Source organism: Paraglaciecola chathamensis S18K6 (assembly GCA_000314955.1).
GTDB lineage: Bacteria > Pseudomonadota > Gammaproteobacteria > Enterobacterales > Alteromonadaceae > Paraglaciecola > Paraglaciecola chathamensis.
Genome location: BAEM01000008.1, coordinates 16,550 through 38,321 on the forward strand (window position 1 = coordinate 16,550; position 21,772 = coordinate 38,321).

Here is a 21,772-nt window from a genome sequence, read left to right on the forward strand (position 1 = left end):
TTTGCTTTGTCGATGGCATGGTTTGTTTCTTTCACGTCATGTGTGTGGCGTTGATAGTCGCCCAGCCAACTCAATTAGAGAGCCAATATCGTGTCTGAAGCCTTATCTGTTACCACTTCTATCCAGGGCAGCATTGCCGTTATTTGCTTTAATCGCCCGCAAAAGCTTAACGCCTTTGATCAGAGTCAACGTCAGGCCTTTCGGAATGCAGCGCATAAAGTGAACGCTGACGAAAACATACGTGTAGTGGTGCTCATGGGCGAAGGCAGAGCCTTCAGCGCTGGGGCCGATTTAAGTGAAGTCATGCCTGATGAGTTAGATGTAGAACAAGGCTTGATCCAAGAATACAAACCCGCCTTGATGGCGATAACCCAAGCCCCAAAACCATGGATCAGTGCCGTTAATGGCGCTGCTGCAGGCATTGGTAGTGCATTCGCTATGGCCTGCGATTTAACTGTGATGGCCGAAAATGCTTATCTCTATCAGGCGTTTAGCGCGATTGGTTTAATTCCTGATGGTGGGGCAACCTGGCACTTAGCACAAACCGTGGGGCGTAAACGCGCGTTCGAGTTGATTGCACTTGGTACTAAACTAGGTGCACAGGAATGTTTGCAGTTAGGTTTGTGTAATAGAGTCGTAGCAGAGGACAAATTGTTCGACGAAGCGATGTTACTGGCCAATGAGCTAGACAATAAAGCGCCTTTAGCCTTACGTTACGCCAAAGAAGCGCTAAATGAAGCCATGCAAAGTAACTTGAGTAACACGTTTAACCATGAAGCCAAATTACAAAAAATATGCGCCGAGAGTGAAGATGCTAAAGAGGGCAGTCGCGCGTTTTTAGCCAAGCGAAAAGCGCAATTTATTGGTCGCTAATGGTATTAACATAAGGGCGAAACGGCATGTTTTGGGTAATGCGCCGTTGTTCTAACAGATTGAATTAGGAGTAGATAATGGACAATACAACGGTTTTGCATAGCTTATTTGCAGGTAACGAAGCACACCCAGATAAGCCCTTGTTTCATCAACCCATTGAGCGCCAGTGGCATACCTTCACTTGGGGGGAAGTCACAGAGCAAGCTAAGCGTATCGCCCAGGGGTTACAAGCTCAAGGCTTCGAAAAAGGCGATCGTATTGTCATCATGTCAAAAAATTGTGCCCAGTGGATCATTGCTGACTTCGCCATTACCATGGCGGGCATGGTCAGTGTGCCTATCTATGCCACAGCGGGCGAAAATATTATTGAGCACGTGATTAATCATAGCGGCGCGAAAGCTATTTTTGTTGGTAAATTGGATAACCTTGATGCTGCCAAAGCGGCCATCCCTAATACAATCTTAAGTATATCTTTTCCTTACCCCACGGTTGAATGTCATGAAAAGTGGGACGATTGGCTAAGCGCGTATGAGCCTATTGCTGAGCCTTACTTGCCAACACGTGACGATATGGCCACTATTTCCTATACATCTGGCACAACCTCTTTGCCTAAGGGGGTGGTGCTTTCTCACAAAAATTTTGCCTCTGCGGCAGATAATGTGATTAAGCTATTTGAAATAAGAGATGGTGACCGTTCTATCAGTTACTTACCTTTGGCGCATATCACTGAGCGCAGCTTAGTGGCCGTTTTTGTGCGCTGTAAGGTGGAGGTTTATTTCACTGAAAACCTGCAAACCTTCGTGGCTGACATTCAACATGCTAGCCCTACTGGGTTTTCATCGGTGCCGCGTTTATGGTCGGTTTTTCAGGCGCAAGTTATAAGCCAAGTGGGTGCTGAGAAACTAGATAAAATGCTGAGGCTACCGATCATCGGTAAGCTAGTGGCTGGCAAAATTCGTAAAAAACTAGGACTGCATAAAGCCCGTACCTTTGGTTCAGGTGCTGCGCCTATGTCGGAGTCGGTATTAGCTTGGTATCACCGTTTAGGTATGCCTATCAATGAGGGTTGGGGCATGACAGAAACCACAGGCCTTGCCAGTGGAAATATGCCCTTTAGTCATCAAGATTTAGGCACAATTGGCAAGCCAATGCCAAATATCGACATGAAGTTATCCCCAGATAGCGAGATATTGATTCGCGGTGATTTGGTTTTCTCAGAATATTATGACGATCCTGAAGCAACAGCAGAAAACTTCGTCGATGGCTGGTTTAAAACAGGTGATGTAGCGACCATTACCGAGACAGGCGCGTATAAGATTACCGGGCGCATTAAAGAGCAATTTAAAACGGCCAAAGGTAAGTACGTTATGCCCGTGCCCATTGAAAGTTTACTGTTCGCGAATTTAAACGTTGAGCAAGCCTGCGTGCTTGGTGCAGGACAAAAGCAACCCGTGGCTATGGTGGTGCTTAATCAGTCATGCAAGCGCAAATCAACAGAGATCATTAAGTCTCTTCAAGACACCTTGGCGAAGGTCAACAGTCAGTTAGAAAGTCACCAAAAGCTAGATTTTATCATGGTGTGTAGTCACGGCTGGACAGTTGAAAATGACTTACTCACCGCAACGACTAAGGTTAAGCGCAATGATGTAGAGCGCCACTATGGTTGGCTGTTTGATGAAGACCGTGGTGAGGGCATACTATGGGAAGAAGACCTGCACTAGCAGAGAAACGATCTTTGAATGCTACCTACATTCATGACATTCTTACTGTGCTTTTTGGATGTAAACTCGCTGCCTGGGCACCGCTTGGGTGACGCACCGGCTTTGACGGTAATCTAGCCAGAAGGAGACAGAGAATGGAAACATTTATTGTTACAGGAACTGATGGTATAGAGGTGCACTGTTATCAGTGGCGTCCTGCTGGAGAAGTACAAGCGATAGTGCATATTGCTCACGGTATGAGTGAGCATGCGCTGCGTTATGAGCGATTTGCTATAGCCCTGAATAAAGCGGGTTTTGCTGTGGTTGCCAATGATCATCGGGGCCATGGAAAGTCGAAATTGCTTGGGCGTGAGTTAGGCCACATGGCTGATGAAAACGGTTGGCACAAAGCAGTAAATGATTTAGCCGTGGTCAACCAACAGATTCAGCAACGCATACCAAATAAACCGATTATCTTGCTAGGGCACTCCATGGGCTCGTTTATGACCCAAGATTATATGGCTCGTTATGGCGATACTATTTCGGCAGCGGCGCTCTCTGCCACAAATTCCGCCTCAAATGGGCCGGCAGGGGCGTTACTTAAAATTGCACAGATGTTAGCGCGATTTGAACGCCGTCGGTTGAGCCCCACTGGGCACAGTCCTGTCATTTTGAGCATGGTATTTGGCGCATACAATAAGGCATTTAAACCCAGTCGCACCGAATTTGACTGGCTTTCAAGAGATGAAAGTGAAGTTGATAAGTATGTGGATGACCCTTTATGTGGCTTTGAGTGCTCGACACAAACTTGGACCGATATGTTCGCCGCATTAGGCTCGCTTGCCTCTGATCCCGCCATTAAGAAAATGGATAAAACCCTGCCCATCTATGTGTTTTCAGGCACTGACGATCCCGTAGGCGAAAGAGGGAAGGGCGTTCAGCGTTTATTAAATGCTTATCAAAAGTACGGATTTACCCGAGTAACCCACCAATTCTACCAAGGCGGTCGGCACGAAATGCTCAATGAAACCAATCGTGACGAGGTCACCACAGACTTTCTTGACTGGGCGCTTCACGTCATCAAGTAAGATTTTAAGGCCTAGCTTTACACCAATTTCAATAAATAATTAACCACTTAGCGACAATTTAATGGAATTGTTATTAGGTGTTTTTCACTTTAAGTTTCTACTATTGCTCCTCACTATCAAGGAGCATCAATTTCATCTCTTTTGGCTGAAGCTCTTTTTGGCTCGCGCTCTTCTGACAGGAGCTCTTCAAGTAGGAGCTTTTCTGGCAGGCGCTTTGCTTAGGACGAGACAGGTGAATGTTTTTGTTATGAGACATGCGCTGCAAAGTGGTATTTAACGATAAAATTATAATAAAAAATAAGAGGCATGCATGTTTCATCGAGCACTAAAACGTAGAGATTTTTTACAAGGATTGGGAGCCGGCGCAGTGGCCGCGTCACTGAATGGGTGTGCGCAAACACCAGTAAATAATGGCTTTGTACGGCCTTTTTCTCGTCGGCCCATGGTGGCGCCAAAAGTTTCTGCTAACAATATTATCACTCAAATAGTCGGGCATCGCCCATATCGCCCCGCTGGGTTTGTGGTAAAAAGCGAAGCGTTTGGTAATAAAACCCTAGTGCACAATTATGGACATGGCGGGGGCGGCGTCACCCTATCTTGGGGCTCTTCTGCATTAGCGGTCAGCGAAGTAAAAAATTCAGCCGTTAAAGAAGCAGCCATTATAGGTGGAGGCGTTATGGGCCTGACTACGGCTAGGTTGCTGCAAGAGGCGGGTTGGCGCGTGACCATTTACACCCGAGAAATGGCTCGTCATACAACATCTCAAGTCGCGGGTGGCGAATGGGGGCCGTTTAGCGTACATGACCCGTTGATATCGTCTGACGCGTTTAAGTTACAACTGCAGCTTGCCGCCCAAATATCCCACGAAACCTTTGCCCGAATGGTGGGGAATGACTATGGCATTCAGTGGATGGAGCTTTACAGTGCAAGCCAAACAGCACCTAAGGCAGATAGCCCATTTAGTCAGTTTTACCCTTTCCGTGAGACGTATGGCCCAGGTAAGCACCCGTTCCCGACAAAGTATTGCACCGTGTCGGCTACCATGTTGGTAGAAACCAGCACATTCTTACGCCGCCTAATTCGAGATGTACGACTGGCTGGTGGCGAATTTGTTATCCGCAACGTAAAGGACAAAGAGGAGCTACACGCGTTGCAAGAGCCTGTCGTGTTTAACTGCACTGGGTTAGGCTCACGCGTACTGTTCGCGGATGAAGGGATAATGCCGGCGAAAGGCCAATTGATCTTGTTGCCACCGGATCCTGCGGTGGACTATCTCACGGTAGGTGGGGGCAGCGGCAAAGCACCCTTGTATATGTTTTCGCGCAATGACTATATGATTTTAGGGGGAACATTTAAGGTCAACGACTGGACTACTCACCCCGAGCCTTTAGAGACCGAGCGGATTTTAAGCGAGAGCCAAGCTTTTTTTGCTGGTCTGTAAAAATTTAAATTTTACTCGCTTTCGCCTTAGTTGCGGTTTATTTTTAGTGAACTCATGCGTTAATGCCGCAAATATACAATGAATACGTGAAAGGACTTATGCTAATTACTGAAACTGCTCAAGGGGTTGTTGAATTTACCCGTCTCTATCTTGCTGTTTTTTACACCTTTGTTGCACTTTTTTATACCAGTAAGATTATATTAGCGAAAAAATCCTCTGGACAGGAACAGGTTTTCCCGGGGCAACGCTTTTGTACATCGTGGTGGAATCACCTCACATTTCGCTTATTTCGCGTCACGATATGGATGGTGTGCGTAGTGAGGCTGTTTTATCCTAGTACTGATGCATATCTCGGTATGTTCACCTCCATGATGAATGTGCCGATTATATTTGCGGGCAATATTTTATTAACCTGCGGTTTTCTAACGACCATCATTGTGCATTTAAGCATGGGAAGTCAGTGGCGCTCAGGTGTCGACCCTCAAGGGCCAAACAGCTTGATTACGAGTGGTTTTTTCCGCTTTTCACGCAACCCAATGTTCGTCGCTATTGGCGTTTCTCAGTTGGGGTTCTTTCTCGCGTTACCGTCTATTTTTTCACTTGTGTGTCTGATAATTGGCATTGTGTCTCTTTATCGCCAAGCGTTAGTCGAAGAAGAACATTTAGCGCAAACCCATCCTAATGATTATGCTCGTTATTCGGCCAGCACGCGACGCTGGTTTTAATCTGGGATCTTTTGAAATCCCGACATGTAAGTCATTTGCCTTCACAATAGTAAGATTCGTGACATCAATTACGTGTCATGAGGGCATGACAAGCTCCATAAGGTGGAGACTTGCAAAATGCGAACGTTTTGACAACACATTCACCAAAACATGAGCAAGGCATGCTTTGGCTTTACGGAACTAGAAATAACATCCCGATTAGCCTTGTGGATTGGTTGGCATATCTGTCGCTCAATATACTTTTAACCGCGTTATTACATGTATATTTCGTAAATCGTGTAGCGCATTAATAAATTACATACTTACTTACATTTAACCTGCCGTTCGCCGCGTATTTCCTGCCATTTGTACATCTTTACTAACAAGGGTTAACCCTGCCTTAACCCTTTTTTTGCTACTATTTTCGCCATTATAGACAGTGACTGCGCTTACTCGACTTTGTAGCGACGGCATGCTTGTCTCACGTTTTCAATTTACTACGAGGAATGCTTAATCATGAAATACGCAGCTTGTATCGGGGCGCTCATATTTGTCTCGGTATTATTAAGTGGATGTCAGAAGGAGGCCGCCCAGCCTCAAGCCCCAAGTGCAACGGAAGTGGCGTTTGTGACGGTAACACCAACTGAGCATACAATGCAGACTAAGATGCAAGGTAGAGTGGTAGCTTCGCTAACGGCTGAAGTTCGCCCGCAAGTAGGTGGGGTTGTGCATGAGCGTTTGTTCACTGAGGGGAATTACGTAGAACAAGGCGATGTGTTGTATCAAATCGAACCTGCTACTTTCCAAGCTGCGGTCAATGAAGCTCAAGCAAATTTAAACAGCGCTGAAGCGAGTCTTGAAACGGCCAAGCTTAAAGATCAGCGTTTTGCCGATTTATTAGAGTTTGAAGGGGTGTCACAGCAAGATGCAGACGACGCTCACGCGACCTATTTAGAAGCAAAAGCGGATATTGAGCGCTTTGAAGCGGCTCTTGAGACGGCGCGTATCAATTTAGAGTTCACTAAGGTAACGGCCCCTATTTCTGGCCAGATTGGCATTTCTACGGTCACCCCTGGGGCATTAGTGACGGCATCACAAGCTACTGCGCTTTCGACTATTCGCACCTTAGATCCTATCTTTGTGGATATGACCAAAAGCAGTACTGAGATTTTAAAACTTCGCCAATTGCTTGCAAAATCAGGTATCAAAAAAGGCTCAACTGACGTTTCGCTTATTCTTGAAGACGGCAGTGAATATGAATTAAAAGGCCAGCTAAAAATGCAGGAAGTTGCGGTAGATGCTTCAACTGGCGCCGTAACATTGCGTGCAGAGTTTGCGAACCCTGATGGTTTGTTACTGCCTGGCATGTTTGTGCGCACGCAAATAAATGATGCAGTAGATGAGAACGCTATTTTGGTGCCCCAGCAGGGTATTTACCACAGTGCCGCGGGCGATGCTTATGCTTACGTAATTGATGAAAATAACAAAGTACAGTCTCGCGGGGTCACCACACTGAGTGCGGTTGATAACCAGTGGTTAATTGGTTCAGGCCTTAATGCCGGCGACAAGTTGCTTGTAGAAGGGTCAAGTAAAGTACGCCCTGGCAGTGATGTAAAAACAGTAGAAGTAGAAATGCAGAACAACGGTGAGATGGTTCGCGTTGATCAACAATCAGGCGGCGGCACTGCTATGCAGGGGGGCGTGTAAGCTATGTTTTCACGCTTTTTTATCGACCGGCCCGTTTTTGCATGGGTTATCTCGATCATTATTATGCTAACCGGCATAGCGTCAATTATGACCCTGCCTGTGGCGCAATATCCTACGGTTGCTCCGCCGGTTATTTCGGTGAGCACGTCTTACACTGGGGCTGACGCCGAAACAGTAGAAAACAGTGTTACTCAGATTTTAGAGCAGCAATTAACTGGGCTAGATGGCCTATTGTACTTTTCTTCATCGAGCACTTCAGACGGTTCAGCCTCTGTGAACATCACGTTTGAAGAGGGCACCGATCCGGATTACGCCCAAGTACAAGTACAAAATAAAGTACAGCAGGTTAACTCTCGCTTGCCAGAATCTGTGCAGTCACAAGGGGTAACGGTAACAAAGTCGAATACCGACTTCTTATTAGTTACTGCCGTATATGACTCTACCGATAAAGCTTCTGCGTTTGATATTTCTGATTATATCTCGTCAAACATGGAAGACTCGCTGGCCCGTATCGAAGGGGTGGGCGACACACGAGTTTTTGGTTCACAGTACGCTATGCGTATCTGGTTAGACCCAACGAAGCTGGCCGCTTATGAATTAATGCCTTCGGATATCTCCACGGCATTGGCTGCGCAAAACATTCAGGTACCTGCAGGTAAAATAGGGGCTGTTCCTGCCTTAGATAACCAAGAGCTTAATGCAACCGTTACAGCCCAGTCTATGCTGGAAACCCCAGACCAATTTCGTGAGATTATTTTAAAATCTGATGCTACTGGCGCGAATGTTCGTTTAGGTGACGTAGCGCGCGTTGAGATTGGCAGTGAGAGTTATGATGCGATACCACGCTTAAATGGTCACCCTGCATCAGGTATTGCCGTGATGCTATCGCCTGGAGCAAATGCGCTTGATACGGCCACACGGGTAAAAGACAAAGTGGCGGAGTTAGCCGTCAACTTACCTGAAGGGTACGAGGTAACCTTTCCTCGTGATAGTACCGATTTCATAAAAATATCCATTAGTGAGGTAGTACAAACTCTAGGCGAAGCCGTGGTGTTAGTGGTCTTGGTTATGTGGTTGTTTTTGCAAAACTGGCGTGCAACCTTAATTCCCGCTATCGCTGTACCGGTCGTATTATTAGGGACGTTTGGTGTGCTTGCCGCCTTCGGGTTTTCTATCAATACCTTAACCATGTTCGGTATCGTGCTATCTATTGGCTTGCTGGTAGATGATGCCATAGTGGTGGTTGAGAACGTTGAGCGTTTAATGCGAGAGAAAAACCTTTCTCCGCGCGACGCCACTATTGAGTCTATGTCTGAGATTACCGGCGCGTTGATTGGTATTGCCGTGGTGTTGTCGGCAGTATTTTTGCCTATGGCCTTTTTCGGGGGCTCTACGGGTGTTATCTACAAGCAGTTTTCAATCGCGATTGTGTCATCGATGACCTTGTCGGTGATTGTGGCACTGACGTTAAGCCCAACCTTGTGTGCTAGCTTTCTAACCAATAAAGAGCACAGCTCTGAAGGCAAAGGCTTCTTTGCTCGCTTTAACCGTGGTTTTAATAATTTAACGGCCTCTTACACCAGTCATGTGGGACGATTGATAACGCGTAAAGTACGTTGGGTGCTGGGTTATGGCATTATTATTGGGATTTTAAGTGTGTTGGTTATGCGCATGCCTACTGGTTTCTTGCCTCAAGAAGATCAGGGCAGCATTATGTTTCAAGTCAACTTGCCAGAAGGTGCGTCAATCAAACGTACCCGGGAAGTATCTGAGCAAGTAGAGGATTATCTACTGAATCAAGAGTCACAAGACATCCTGCGAGTATTTAGTATCTCTGGGTTTAACTTTTCTGGCAGCGGCCAAAACGCTGGAATGGGGTTTGTGTCATTAACCCCTTGGGACGACCGTACAGAGGACGAGCAAAGTGCTGATGCGCTGATCGGGCGCATGAATAAAAATCTATCAACGGTACGTGATGCAAGAATATTTGCCTTGTCACAGCCTGTAATCCAAGGTCTGGGACAAAGCAATGGCTTTAGTTTTGAGCTTCAAGCGGCTACAGGCACAAGCCGAGAGGAGTTGACTGAGTTAAAAGATCAGTTACTTGCTAAGGCGCGTCAAAGTGAACTGCTGGGCGGTATTCGCGAAGGGGCGCTGAGTAACACGCCTCAACTGAAAATTGATATTGACCAAGGTAAAGCTTCGGCGCTTGGCTTGTCTTTAGGTGATGTGTCTAACACATTAACTGCTGCTTGGGCTGGGTCTTACGTCAATGATTTTATCGATGACGGCCGGGTGAAAAAGGTGTATATCGAAAGTGAAGCCCAATATCGCTCTAAGCCTGAAGACTTAAGCGATTGGCATGTACGCGGACAAAACGCCGATGGTGAGACAACTATGACGCCGTTTTCGGCCTTTAGCACAGCGTCTTGGTCGAGTGCTCCGCAAAGCCTATCGCGCTTTAACGGTATTGCGTCTTATCAAATACAAGGTTCTGCATCCAGTGGTGTGAGCTCTGGACAAGCGATGGCTGAAATGGAGCGCTTAACCGCTGAAGTAGGCCAAGGCAAACTGACGTATGCTTGGAGTGGCTTGTCGTATCAAGAAAAGCTTTCTAGCGGACAATCTACCGCCTTGTATGCAATTTCTATTCTGGTGGTGTTTTTAGCGCTCGCGGCACTATATGAAAGCTGGTCGGTACCCTTTTCAGTCATTTTAGTGATACCACTTGGCGTAGTAGGGGCGGCTTTAGCGTCGACCTTACGCGGGTTAGAAAATGATATTTATTTCCAAGTTGCCTTGTTAACCACCATAGGGCTAGCCTCTAAGAATGCCATTTTGATTGTGGAATTTGCTGAGGCCTCATACCAAAAAGGTATGTCGCTGGTGGGGGCAGCTGTTGAAGCGGCGAAGCTGCGCTTAAGACCGATCATCATGACATCGCTGGCATTCTCATTTGGTATTTTACCCTTGGCGATTTCATCTGGTGCAGGTGCTAACAGCCGGATCTCAATTGGTACGGGTATTTTGGGGGGCACGATAACCGCTACCATTTTAGGGATTTTCTTCGTGCCTTTATTCTTCGTGATTATTCGCGGCATTTTCCCTAAACGACGTCCTGTTTACGATGATGCACCAAAGAAGTTGGAGAACGCCCGTGATTAAATTCAAGATGAATATACTGCCCATAGCTGGGGCATTAATACTCGCTGGATGTAGCACATTGGCACCGGATTACGCTCGAACGGAGCTGCCGGTTCCTAATACGTGGCAAGAGCAACCAGATGCGCAAAGTAAAGGCATATCCTCTGAATTTGCTCAGCAGGTTCCATGGAAAGATTTTATTAAAGATCAGCGTTTAGCCAAGCTCATAGAGCTGGCGCTTGATAGTAATCGTAGTTTGCGAGAAACGTTGGCGGATGTTGAGTCTGCAAGAGCGACCTATCGTATTCAGCGATCAGACTTGTTTCCGCAAATTGATGCCAGCCTGAGTGGTAATCGCACCAAAACTTCCACAGGGGATATCTCTACCCTATACGAAGCAGAGGCGGGTTTAAGTGGCTATGAAATAGATTTGTTTGGTAAAAATCGAAGTCTAACTCAAGCCCAAATGGAAGCTTATCTGGCCAGTGCCGAAACTGCTAAAGCGGCGCAGATTGCCCTGATAGGTGAAATAGCGAATGCGTGGTTAACCCTTGCTGCCGACAGTAATTTACTCACTTTGGCTAAAGAGACAGCGGCGAACGCGCAAAAAACCATGGACATCACCAACAAGCGTTTAGAGTTAGGTGTAGATTCAAGAATTGATGTTGCCAGCGCAGAAACTATTTACCAGACAGCACGTTCAGATATTGCCAGTTTTACCACGCAAGTCAGCCAAGATAAGAACGCCCTGCGTTTATTGGTTGGCGAGCAATTTGAAGATAGCTTGTTAGCAGGGGCATTACCTCAAAGTGAGAGCCTCATCAACGACGTACCCGCTGGTTTATCGTCATCGGTTTTGCTTGCGCGCCCGGATGTATTAGCCGCCGAGCATGATTTGAAATCTGCCAATGCCAATATTGGCGCCGCAAGAGCTGCGTTTTTTCCAAGTGTCTCTTTAACGGCAACAGGGGGCTTAGCCAGTTCTGTTTTGTCGGATATTTTTAGTGGTGGAGCCAGCTCAATATGGACGCTAGCACCGAGTATTTCGCTGCCTATTTTCAATGGCGGAGAGAATGAGGCCAACCTAGCCTATAGCAAAGCCCAACAAGAAAAGTACTTAGCGGCATATGAATATGCTATTCAAAGTGCGTTTTCTGAGGTTGCAGACGTGTTGGCTCGTCGAGCGACGATTCATGAACAGCTTGATGCGCAAGCATCCTTGGTTGCAGCAGCGACACGCAGCTATGAATTATCATTGGCGCGTTATAAAAATGGGGTTGATAGCTTTCAAAACGCTTTAGAAGCCCAGCGCACTATGTACAGCGCTAGCCAGTCGCTGATTAGTACTCGTCAGGTTGATTTGTCCAATAGAATCAATCTTTATCGCGTATTAGGCGGCGGTTTGGCTGATACCTCGAATGAGAATATGACAGTTGCCGTGACCCCAGAAGAAGGCTAAGCCTTTATCTGGAATTTTTATTCGGTGGCGATGGGCGGTGAAAGCGCATCGCCGCCTAAACGCGATCGTCTAGTGTTACTTATAGCCAGAGACGCTGTTATCCGCTGACGGCACTTTTGGGCTGACGGCTCTTTCGGGCTGACGGCACTTTCGGGCTGAAGGCTCTTATTAACTGATGGCTCTTGTTGGCTGGTGGTACTTTTGGGCTGACGGCTTTTATTGACTGAAGGCTCTTGTTGGCTGATGGCTCTTCTCTGCCTAAAAGCACACATGACGCTGGCATTATTGTTGTACCTGAATTTGGAAATACAGTGTCAATTTTCCTCGCTAAGGGGAATTCGCTTACCGCTCACATCTTTTTCATCCTGCAAAATACCTAGCTCACAGCTGATTTAGTCGCCTTTCTGTCATAATGCAGTGAATTATTAAAGTTTTATAACAGTTTTGCTATGTAACATTTCTGTCTTTCTACTCATCTAGTCTTTTCTTCGAATTATTTAGTCGTTCAAACTGCTTGGTTATGAATAAGCAATTCAACCTACCGTTAATTGATGAGAATAAAGATGAAAAATATGTCGAAGATAGCCCGTTCAATGGGTGCTGTATGTTTGATAGCTGGCCTTAGTGCCTGTGATGACGACAAAATAGTTGAGGTGGAAGTTCCTGTAGAAGTTCCGGTCAGTGTTAACCCTGACCACAAGCTATTGAGTGACCCGTTCTTGCAAATGCCCTCTGAAGATTCGGTAAACGTTGTATGGTTTACCAATTTTGAAGGTGCTGAACATACCCTGACCTATGGTGATAAAACGACTACTGAGGTCACTACCACGGCGTTAACGCGTATGATGGAAGATGCATCATCCCAGCAATTTGGTCAAACCTACGACAGCGTGACCTATCGCCCCGTATACCGTCATGAGGCCACCGCCACAGAGTTAACTCAAGGCGAGCGCGTGGCATACTCTGTCGCCAGTAAAGATAGCGACGGTTTCGAGTTTGCCAGTGAACAATTTACTTTGGCACCTGAGCCAGCTAAAGATCAAGCGCTGATGATTTTACTCACCTCGGACTTACAGTCGAAAAAGAACGTTGTGGCGAACTATCAAAAAGTGGTCGAAACCGTGGGTACGCCTGACGCAGTATTGTTTGCGGGGGATTTCGTCAACGTACCTGATCGTGCGTCAGAATGGTTTGACCAAGCAAAAGATAACGCGCCTGGATTTTTCCCTGCACTGCAGGGGCACTATCAAAAATACCTACCGGGCTTTGCGTACAACGGAGGTGAAATCCTTCAGCATGCTCCTTTATTCGGTACCATAGGTAACCACGAAGTCATGGGGCGTTATGCACCAGACGATGAGAACTACAGCTTAAATGGGAGCTTTAATGATCCGCAACCACAGTGGTATGCAGAGGTTGCCTATGAGCAAGTGAAAGCTGAGGTTAACCCAACTGATGATGAAGAAATAAAAGCGCAGTGGGTGGCTGATAACTCTAACAACCAACAGAGCTTCTTAGATATCTTCTCATTTCCTGATGATGGGCAAGGTGGTGAGGAGTACTTTGCTACTTCTTTTGGCGACGTGTTTATTATCTCTATGAACGTTTCCAGAATATGGCGTTCGTGGAGTGTATCTGGTGCTAATAAGTCGAAGTTCGTAGAAGGCTTAAGTACTTTGCAAGACCCATCTCAATGGGGATTCGGTGAGTTTTTGTTTGAACGTTTTGACAAAGACTCAGATCAATATGCTTGGCTAGAAAGTGTGTTGCAAAGTGATGACTTTAAGAACGCAAAATACAAGGTTGTGATGGCTCACCAAGGCGTGTTTGGTTTAGGAGATAACACAGTACCTGTACTTTCACAGCCAGTGATGCAACTGGTTGAAACCAATAGCGAAGGCGTTGAAACAATCACTGAATTAACCTTTCCGTTATCGAAAGAGACGTGGACTGACACAGTAGAGCCTCTGCTTAGTGATATAAGTGAAGTGCGTTATCAATACCCGTTGGCGCAAGATGTGTGGCTAAATGACATTGAGCCTTTGCTCCTTGAGAACGGTGTCGACTTGGTACATATCGGTCATTCGCACCTGTGGAACCGCGCACAAGTAGAAGACATGCATTATTTGGAAAGCTCGAACGTGGGTAATTCTTATGGGGCTTATTACGTTGATACGACGGGCGTATACACCAATGACGTCCGTGCCAGTTATGCTGATTTCTGGGCTGATGTAAACTCAGATACGCCACGTTGGTCAATCGAAAACTATCCACCAAATGGCGATCCACAAGGGCGTACTATGAGCTTTCCAAGTGTATTTAGTCCGATGGATTTTGAAAATGAAAATTACCCTAACTTACCTTTTGTGACGAGCAATACACTATCTGTATTTTCCGTTATGGATACGGGGTCAGGAACGGTAAAAAGTTATGTATTTGATCCCTCAGATTTGGATTCTGAAGTGCAGTTGTTTGATGAGTTCTCTTTGCAATAATACCAATCCGCATTAATAAGTGACCGCCTCAGAATGCGTGCAGCGGTTTTTGATTAAGGCGTCGCTATGTAGTAATGGTTGTTCCCTTTTAAATAGTGAGAACGCAGAGCAAAAGCCGCTGGGGCATTCCTTGCAGGCGAGTTTTAAAAGGGCTTACACTGCTTTGCATGACTTCGAAAGAGAACAACTATTCATTCAGTCATGCGCCTTGTTTAAGCCCTTTTAAACTCTCGCTGAGTCATCACTTATTAACGTGGAATGGTATAATAGGTAGCTAACTCGTCACCGATACAAAACCTGATGCGGGGCTATAAATTTACCTAGATGGCAGTAGCACCTAATACCAAGTCGCTTCAATAAGTGCTCACTTATTAACGTGGAATGGCATAACAGGGCGCTACTGCTTTTTTATCAACAAATCACATTAAATCTTCGCTGAGTGGTTAATTATTTATTGAAATGAGTATAAAGCTCATGAAAGGCAATGGTACGACAAGCTCTGTAATCGCATTGAGTGATAGACATTTAATGCAGAATTACTAATATACAAGATGAAGAGCTAGGATGCTGTGTCTCGTATACCCCGTGTATTGATTCTTTTCTTTCTTAAAAAACGAAAACAACGACGATATAAACTGACCAAGCAAAGTTAAGTAAGGTTATTCACTGTGCTTTCAATGTGTCAGCAACTTATCATTTGATTTCAAAATGGGTTAGATTGGCAATTGGTAATAGAGTGCATATGAACGGAAAACATAATAGTCACTTTGCGTCTTTTTTTGCGTCATCACGGCCAGTAAATAAGCGGTTGCGATACGCTCCTCAAAATTTAAACATTCGATTTATTATCCTCTTTTTTACGGCTTGTGCGCTAAGCATACTGCCCGCGCACAGCCAAGAGGCTAAAGCGAACAGTGCCATTACCCTGAGTGAGTCAGGAGCCTCATGGTATGCCAAAGGCGAATACAACAAAGCGATAGAATATTTCCAACAAGCTCTCGACGAAGATATTCAAAACTTCGGTGAGGAGCATCCAAATGTGGCTACCACCCAAAATAATCTAGCCTTGGCCTGGAAAGCGAAAGGACAATACGACAAGGCGATTGCATATTACGAGCTAGCGCTTGCCAGTAGCCTAAAGCACTACGGTGAAGCGCACCAAGAAATTGCGTTAATTCGCAGTAACTTGGGCTTGGTGTGGCATGCGAAAGGCCAATACGATAAAGCGATTCAATATTTTGAACTCGCACTTGCTACCAGTAAAGATAACCTTGCTGAAGATCATGGTTTTGTTGCGACGTTACGCAGCAACATAGGGTTGGTTTTTCAGGCAAAAGGCGATTACGACAAAGCCATTGAATATTATACCCTAGCCCTTGAAGATGGCATCGAGTCCTATGGAGAGGATCATCCTTCGGTGGCAATTCGGCGTAGTAATTTGGGCAGCGCGTGGGAAGCAAAAGGCCAGTATAAAAAAGCAATCGAGTATTATGAATTAGCCCTGGCTAGCGGCATTCGTCAGTTAGGAGAAAACCACCCTACCGTCGCCACCAGACGCAATAAACTTGGCAATGTATGGCAAACGCAGGGCCAGTATGGCAAAGCAATCGAATATTATTCTTTGGCGCTGTCGAGCAGCCTAAACTCAGTGGGTAAAAATCACCCCTTTGTGGCGGTTATGCTTAATAGCTTGGGCAGTGCGTGGCAAGCTAAAGGCGAATATGACAAAGCGATTGAACAGTACAACAAAGCGCTAGAGATCAATATTTCGACCTTTGGTGATACCCATCCCGATGTAGCAAACACCCGTCGCTTATTAGGCCGCGCTTGGCAGAGTAAAGGCCAGTATGCAAAGTCTTTCGATTATTACGAGCAAGCCCTAGCTAGCGATATTAACACCTTTGGTAATGGTCATCCTAGCATTGCAGCTACTCGCCAGCGCCTCGGCAGTTTGTTACAGGTAAAAGGCCAATATGATGACGCCATTGCGTTATATGAGCAGGCGCTCAGTAGTAGTTTATCTACTTTTCGAGAAAATCACCCAGATGTAGCCAGTATCCGCCGCCTCCTTGGAAGTGCATGGCAGGAAAAAGGACGCTATGAAAAAGCCCTTGCATACTATCAGCAAGCACTTGCCAGTGAGACAGAAACTTTTGGTGAAGCGCACCCCAATATCGCTGTTACTGAAATGCTATTAGGTAGCCTCTGGGAAGCAAAAGGCCAGTATGACAAAGCCATTGGATATTATGATAAGGCGCTGACGAGTCAACTTTTAAAGTTTGGCGATACTCATCCTAAAGTGGCTAACGCGCGAAGACAACTTGGCCGAGCCTGGCAGGAAAAAGGTCACTATGATAAAGCTTTGAACTACTATGAGCAGGCATTAAGCAGTGACTTAAAAACATACACTAGCCAGCACCCTGATGTGGCGATAACCCAGCGTCTACTCGGTAGCTTGTGGCAGGCAAAAGGTCTGTACGACAAAGCAATCGAGCTTTACCAGTCGGCTCTGAATAATAGCCTACTGACATTTGACGACAGCCACCCTGAGGTTGCCAATACACGCAGGCGTTTGGGTAGTGTTTGGCAAGAGAAAGGCGAGTATGAAAAAGCGTTAGCTTTTTATCAGCAAGCGTTAGAGAGCGACATTAAAACCTTTTCCGAACATCATCCAGATATTGCGGTAACGCATCGATTGCTCGGCAGTTTATGGCAAATGCAAGGGCAGTACACAAAAGCCATCGAGTATTACTCTTTGTCGTTGAAAGAAAGTTTAGCGACATTTGGTGAAAATCATCCAGAAGTTGCTAAAACACGCAATCATTTGGGCAGCGCATGGCAAGCACAAGGCCGCTACGACGAAGCCAATGAATATTATCAACTGGCGTTACAAGGCGCTCAGCACTCTTTTGGCGAGCAACACCCTGTTATCGCTTCTACACAAAGTCATATCGGTAGTCTTTGGTTAGCAAAAGGCCAGTACGATAAGGCCCAGTCATTTTATCAACAGGCTCTTAACAGCAACCTATTAACCTTAGGAGAAACACATCCTGACGTTGCTGAAATACGCAGTAGCTTAGGGCGAATATTCAAGGGCAAAGGCCAGTATAAAAAAGCCATAGAGTATTATGAGTTGGCGCTAGACAGTGGTATCAGCACGTTAGGCGAAGATCACCCCTCGGTGGCTATCCGGCGCAGCAATTTAGCGAGCTTATGGTCAGCCCAAGGCCAGTATGACAAGGCAATTGAATATTACCAGTTAGCGCTGGCGAGCGGCATAAAAACGTTTGGAAAAGACCACCCAGCCATTGCTATTCGGCAGAGTAATCTGGGCAGTGCTTGGGAGTCACTTGGGGAATACGACAAAGCGATTACTTATTATGAATTGGCGCTTGAAGGGGGGATTAACCACTTTGGCCAAGACCACCCAGCAGTGGCCAAAAGACGCAGTAACTTAGGCAGTGTATTCAAAGTGTTAGGTGAGTACGATAAGGCAATAGCAAACTATGAGTTAGCGCTTGAAAGTGGAATTCGCTTGTTTGGTAACGAGCACCCCTCAGTGGCGCTTCGGCAAAATAACTTGGGCAGTTCATGGCAGGCCAAAGGCGATTACGATCAAGCGATTGAGTACTATGAACAGGCGTTGTCTACTTATGTGTCAACGTTTGGCGAAAACCACCCTAACGTCGCTGCCACCCGAAGTAACCTTGGTAGTGCTTGGCACGCTAAAGGTAATTTCAATAAAGCGATTAAGTTCTATGAATTAGCACTAGAAAGTGGACGTAATTACTTTGGTGATGAGCATCCTTCTGTTGCCACTACGCAAGCTAATTTAGGCAGCGCATGGCAGGCCAAGGGGCAGTATAAAAAAGCGCTGAAATATTATGAATCAGCGTTGACGGTCGGCATTAATATTTTTGGCAATGATCATCCTTTTGTGGTGACTACGCGCAATAATATCAACAACGCAAGAGAAGCTCGCTGGCAATGAACATTAACCGGCATGTGCCGGTTAATGTAGATTAAAAAACAGTGGGAGATTGCGAGTAAAAGAGTGGTTGCTCTGCTTATACCATTCCACTTATTAATGCGGATTGGTATTAAAAGCGTTTTCGCACCGTGATGCCAAATGTGGCAGGGTCTGACACGTAAGCGTTCATTTTCCCTTCTTGTAATGGCGTGTTGAAGTTAACGTGATTGATATATTCTTCATCCAAGACATTGCGCCCCCAGAAGATCACATCCATATCGTAACTCGCAAAGTTCATAAAAAAGCGTAGGTTTAGCAGATTGTAGTGATCTTGCACGGCGTAAGGGTCGTTGCTCGCATCTAGGACTATATCCCCTGTGTAGGAATACTCAGCAACCAAATAAGCATCGACGTTATCACTGATAGTGAAATCTTTTTTAACTTTGAGCATGGCAAAATCTTCTGGCTCGCCCGCAGGTCGGCCTCCTGAGCGATCACAATACGGATTTGGTGCATCAGGATCTGAGCTTTGCTGCCCAGGGTCGTTTATACCTGTGTGCCAAGTGTAGGCAATCCAGCAGTTACCGCGCATGAAGTTATCGTACTCGGCATTAACTCTGGCATACACAAAGTCGACTTCAATTGTCTCAGTCGGTAGCCATTTTAGTTCTAATTCTACCCCAGAGGTTTGGTAATCGCCGGCATTTTGTAGATTAAAGCCGGTGCCGATAAACGTGTTTTCCTGTATGTCATCTACTTGGGTGGAGTGGGCAGCGATATTGATCCGTAAATCCTGCGCAGGGAAGTCTTTCTTCAAACCTATCTCAACCGCTTTAGACTTTTCCGCACCAAAAACAGGGTCAAAACCGTCAGCTATTCTATCGGTATTTGTACCGCCGGATTTATACCCCGTACCGTATGATGCATAAAATAGTGTATGTCTATCCGGTGTGTAACTTAACTTAATTGTGCCTGTGACTTGGTCATCATCTAGGTCGTCCGAAATATTCGAACGCGCTGCGGTAATTGCCCCAAGGGGATTGAAGCCCCAGCCTAAACGTTGAAAGGGGGCGAGGGCGGCAAGTGCTGCCTGACCGCTTGCACTCGTAATATCAATGGTGTTTGCTTGTATACCGGCTAATACGTTGCCAGCTACGCCAGCGCCATAGAGCAGAGTGCCAGGGACAAGCGATGCTGGGTTGGTTGGGTCGCCTACTGAGGTGAAAAACGTTGGAAACTCAGCTGAATTTGGCAAGCTTTCAGTAAATACAGTAGACAAGTCTTTGCTCTCATCCGTGTAGCGCAAGCCTGCGGTTAGGGTGACTTTTTGGGTAAGCTGATAATCTACTTGGCCAAAAATCGCGTAACTTTCGTGCTCTTGCTTGGCGTAATGATCAAAGCTTGATGACGCCGGAGCTGGAGCCGCTGATGGCGCAACAAGACCGTTGGTCGCAACACTTAGTGCGTCAATGCCAGCGAGTAAGTCATTAAATGCGCCTTGACCAAATCCCAGTAAGAAAAAGTCATTAAATTGCTCGCCTGTGTACAGGCTATAATCCAAATCTAAATCTTGTCTAAAGTAATAAGCGCCTAAAATTGCCGACATGTTATCACCGCTATAATCCAGTCGAATTTCTTGCGAAAATGATTGCTGCTCAGCATCGTTTTGGGTGCCAAATAGGTGAGCGTCGGTGAAGTCACTGTCGATGTTGTCAAATGAATCAAAACGCCGATAAGCGGAAATGGAAACAAAGGACACCTGATCATCGATATCCCAGTTTAACTCGGCTGAAATACCACTGTCTTCAACCTTTGATTCAGGCAAAAATGACAGAGCAACTCTATTAGCAAAAAAGTCACTGTCGTCAAATATCGTTGCGTTAAAGGGAGGTTGAGACAGTAGGCTATCGGTACCAAATTTACCTGCTATACCATTGGCTTGCGCATTGCTTACTTGCGTTGGGGCCGCGCAACAAATTTCGTCAATTTCAGAGTAATCCGCAATGATACGCAGCGAAATATCATCACTTGGGGTGTACAAGGCTTGCAGTCGAGCTCCCCAGCGATCTCTGTCATTTAATACATCACTGGCGTTATTCACGTCACTCACGAAACCATCGCGCTGGCTACCAAAGCCTGTCGCGCGAAACGCTAACACGTTGTCGATAGCTGAGAATGATGCCGCAGCCGAATAGTTCACTAAGCCATAATTACCAATTGTGCCTTCGATGAAGTCATTTGAATTTTGATGACTAGGAGCAACAGTACGAATGAGTATTGCGCCCGATGGTGTGTTTTTACCAAATAAGGTACCTTGTGGACCACGCAGCACTTCAATGGCTTCAATATCAACCAAGTTGTTGACCATAGCGCTTTGGCGAGCGCGATAAATGCCATCAACATACAAGCCTACGGATGGATCTAACCCGAAGTTTTGCGATGACGTACCGATCCCACGGATCGAAAAACTTGTATTGGTCACATTCTGAGTTTGAAAAGCTGATGAGGCTGGCACCAACCCAGCAACATCGAAAATATCTTTGAGTACGGCTTGTTCTAGCTGCTTACCAGAAAATGCACTGACAGAAACAGGCACTGTCTGCATACTTTGTTTACGCTTTTGTGCTTCAACCGTGATGGTTTCTAAGCGCAGTGTTTCAACCTCTTCTTCTATTTCTTGTGCGCTGACAATAGGGATGGGAAAACCTAAGGTAAGTGAAATACAAAGAGCGATCGGGGTTTTGTTAAATCTAGATGAGGCGGTTTTGTCCATGTGTGCGTGTCCTTTTTTAGGGCGTTTATATCCATGTCCGTTAGGGTTATCCGGTTAACATGTGCACAACTAGAGAAATGTTGACCAGTATTTGCTTTTTATCGTATTTTAGTCCTCGCTTTAAAATCATGAGGATAGAGCAACTATAGCCGTCGAAAAATAGCTGCGCCAATGGTTTTTAACAGGTATTTCGGCATCCCTTTAAAACGAACTAAGCACTAGAGAATATAACTTACCCAGGCGCTAAGGTGGTGCTACCTCTTTTGAAACAAGTGTGGTTTTGCGCGGTTTGTTTCGGGTTACAGCAGTGTGCTTTGTTTCCACAAAGTCGGTTTAGGTTGTGCCAAGGGCGTAGATTAAATCTGTTACAAAATACGCATGGGGAAGATAGTTTTCGAATAAATCGTGTAAGATATGT

At 45.9% G+C, this 21,772-nt stretch carries 12 protein-coding genes; 10 read left to right on the forward strand and 2 right to left on the reverse strand.

Annotated features, from left to right (window positions below):
• Positions 1–90 precede the first annotated feature (90 nt).
• From GCHA_RS03400 to GCHA_RS03440, 8 genes are all read left to right on the forward strand, one after another.
• Positions 91–873 carry an enoyl-CoA hydratase/isomerase family protein gene (locus GCHA_RS03400; protein WP_007985061.1) on the forward strand — a complete coding sequence of 261 codons (783 nt, stop codon included), beginning with the start codon at positions 91–93 and terminating at the stop codon, positions 871–873.
• A 77-nt stretch (positions 874–950) separates the two neighbouring features.
• Positions 951–2,594, forward strand: a complete 1,644-nt coding sequence (locus GCHA_RS03405) for an AMP-binding protein (RefSeq protein WP_007985063.1) — start codon at positions 951–953, stop codon at positions 2,592–2,594.
• Positions 2,595–2,728: 134 nt separating this feature from the next.
• Positions 2,729–3,661: an alpha/beta hydrolase gene (locus GCHA_RS03410; protein WP_007985065.1), complete on the forward strand. Its 933-nt coding sequence runs from the start codon at positions 2,729–2,731 to the stop codon at positions 3,659–3,661.
• A 310-nt stretch (positions 3,662–3,971) separates the two neighbouring features.
• On the forward strand, positions 3,972–5,102 hold the full coding sequence (locus GCHA_RS03420; protein ID WP_007985067.1) for an FAD-dependent oxidoreductase: 1,131 nt from the start codon (positions 3,972–3,974) through the stop codon (positions 5,100–5,102).
• A 62-nt stretch (positions 5,103–5,164) separates the two neighbouring features.
• The gene (locus tag GCHA_RS03425) at positions 5,165–5,827 is read left to right on the forward strand and encodes a methyltransferase family protein (RefSeq protein WP_007985069.1); all 663 of its coding nucleotides are present in this window, start codon (positions 5,165–5,167) and stop codon (positions 5,825–5,827) included.
• A 495-nt stretch (positions 5,828–6,322) separates the two neighbouring features.
• Positions 6,323–7,513, forward strand: coding sequence for an efflux RND transporter periplasmic adaptor subunit (locus GCHA_RS03430; RefSeq protein WP_007985071.1), 1,191 nt, complete (start codon positions 6,323–6,325; stop codon positions 7,511–7,513).
• Between the two features lie 3 nt (positions 7,514–7,516).
• Positions 7,517–10,678 (forward strand): efflux RND transporter permease subunit, encoded by a 3,162-nt coding sequence (locus tag GCHA_RS03435; RefSeq protein ID WP_007985073.1) that lies wholly within the window; start codon positions 7,517–7,519, stop codon positions 10,676–10,678.
• A 7-nt stretch (positions 10,679–10,685) separates the two neighbouring features.
• Complete coding sequence (locus tag GCHA_RS03440; RefSeq protein WP_052017985.1) at positions 10,686–12,116, forward strand: efflux transporter outer membrane subunit; 1,431 nt, start codon at positions 10,686–10,688, stop codon at positions 12,114–12,116.
• A gap of 17 nt (positions 12,117–12,133) precedes the next feature.
• On the opposite strand, the gene GCHA_RS22860 is transcribed toward GCHA_RS03440, so the two are convergent.
• The gene (locus GCHA_RS22860; RefSeq protein WP_039992016.1) at positions 12,134–12,388 is read right to left on the reverse strand and encodes a hypothetical protein; all 255 of its coding nucleotides are present in this window, start codon (positions 12,386–12,388) and stop codon (positions 12,134–12,136) included.
• A gap of 291 nt (positions 12,389–12,679) precedes the next feature.
• Here GCHA_RS22860 and GCHA_RS03450 point away from each other — a divergent pair, with 291 nt between their 5' ends.
• Together GCHA_RS03450 and GCHA_RS03455 are read left to right on the forward strand one after the other, a co-directional pair.
• Positions 12,680–14,611 (forward strand): fibronectin type III domain-containing protein, encoded by a 1,932-nt coding sequence (locus tag GCHA_RS03450; protein ID WP_007985078.1) that lies wholly within the window; start codon positions 12,680–12,682, stop codon positions 14,609–14,611.
• Between the two features lie 742 nt (positions 14,612–15,353).
• The gene (locus GCHA_RS03455; protein ID WP_007985080.1) at positions 15,354–18,602 is read left to right on the forward strand and encodes a tetratricopeptide repeat protein; all 3,249 of its coding nucleotides are present in this window, start codon (positions 15,354–15,356) and stop codon (positions 18,600–18,602) included.
• Positions 18,603–18,711: 109 nt separating this feature from the next.
• Here GCHA_RS03455 and GCHA_RS03460 read toward each other — a convergent pair whose 3' ends face one another.
• A complete protein-coding gene (locus GCHA_RS03460) occupies positions 18,712–21,354 on the reverse strand; it encodes a TonB-dependent receptor (RefSeq protein WP_007985083.1) in 2,643 nt (880 codons plus the stop codon).
• Positions 21,355–21,772: the final 418 nt, after the last annotated feature.

Coding starts and splice junctions, on each gene's coding strand:
- GCHA_RS03435 (WP_007985073.1), top strand. CDS start 7,517: ATGTTTTCACGCTTTTTTATCGACCGGCCCGTTTTTGCATGGGTTATC.
- GCHA_RS03440 (WP_052017985.1), top strand. CDS start 10,686: ATGAATATACTGCCCATAGCTGGGGCATTAATACTCGCTGGATGTAGC.
- GCHA_RS03455 (WP_007985080.1), top strand. CDS start 15,354: ATGAACGGAAAACATAATAGTCACTTTGCGTCTTTTTTTGCGTCATCA.
- GCHA_RS03420 (WP_007985067.1), top strand. CDS start 3,972: ATGTTTCATCGAGCACTAAAACGTAGAGATTTTTTACAAGGATTGGGA.
- GCHA_RS03425 (WP_007985069.1), top strand. CDS start 5,165: ATGCCGCAAATATACAATGAATACGTGAAAGGACTTATGCTAATTACT.
- GCHA_RS03460 (WP_007985083.1), bottom strand. CDS start 21,354: ATGGACAAAACCGCCTCATCTAGATTTAACAAAACCCCGATCGCTCTT.
- GCHA_RS22860 (WP_039992016.1), bottom strand. CDS start 12,388: ATGTGTGCTTTTAGGCAGAGAAGAGCCATCAGCCAACAAGAGCCTTCA.
- GCHA_RS03450 (WP_007985078.1), top strand. CDS start 12,680: ATGAAAAATATGTCGAAGATAGCCCGTTCAATGGGTGCTGTATGTTTG.
- GCHA_RS03410 (WP_007985065.1), top strand. CDS start 2,729: ATGGAAACATTTATTGTTACAGGAACTGATGGTATAGAGGTGCACTGT.
- GCHA_RS03430 (WP_007985071.1), top strand. CDS start 6,323: ATGAAATACGCAGCTTGTATCGGGGCGCTCATATTTGTCTCGGTATTA.
- GCHA_RS03405 (WP_007985063.1), top strand. CDS start 951: ATGGACAATACAACGGTTTTGCATAGCTTATTTGCAGGTAACGAAGCA.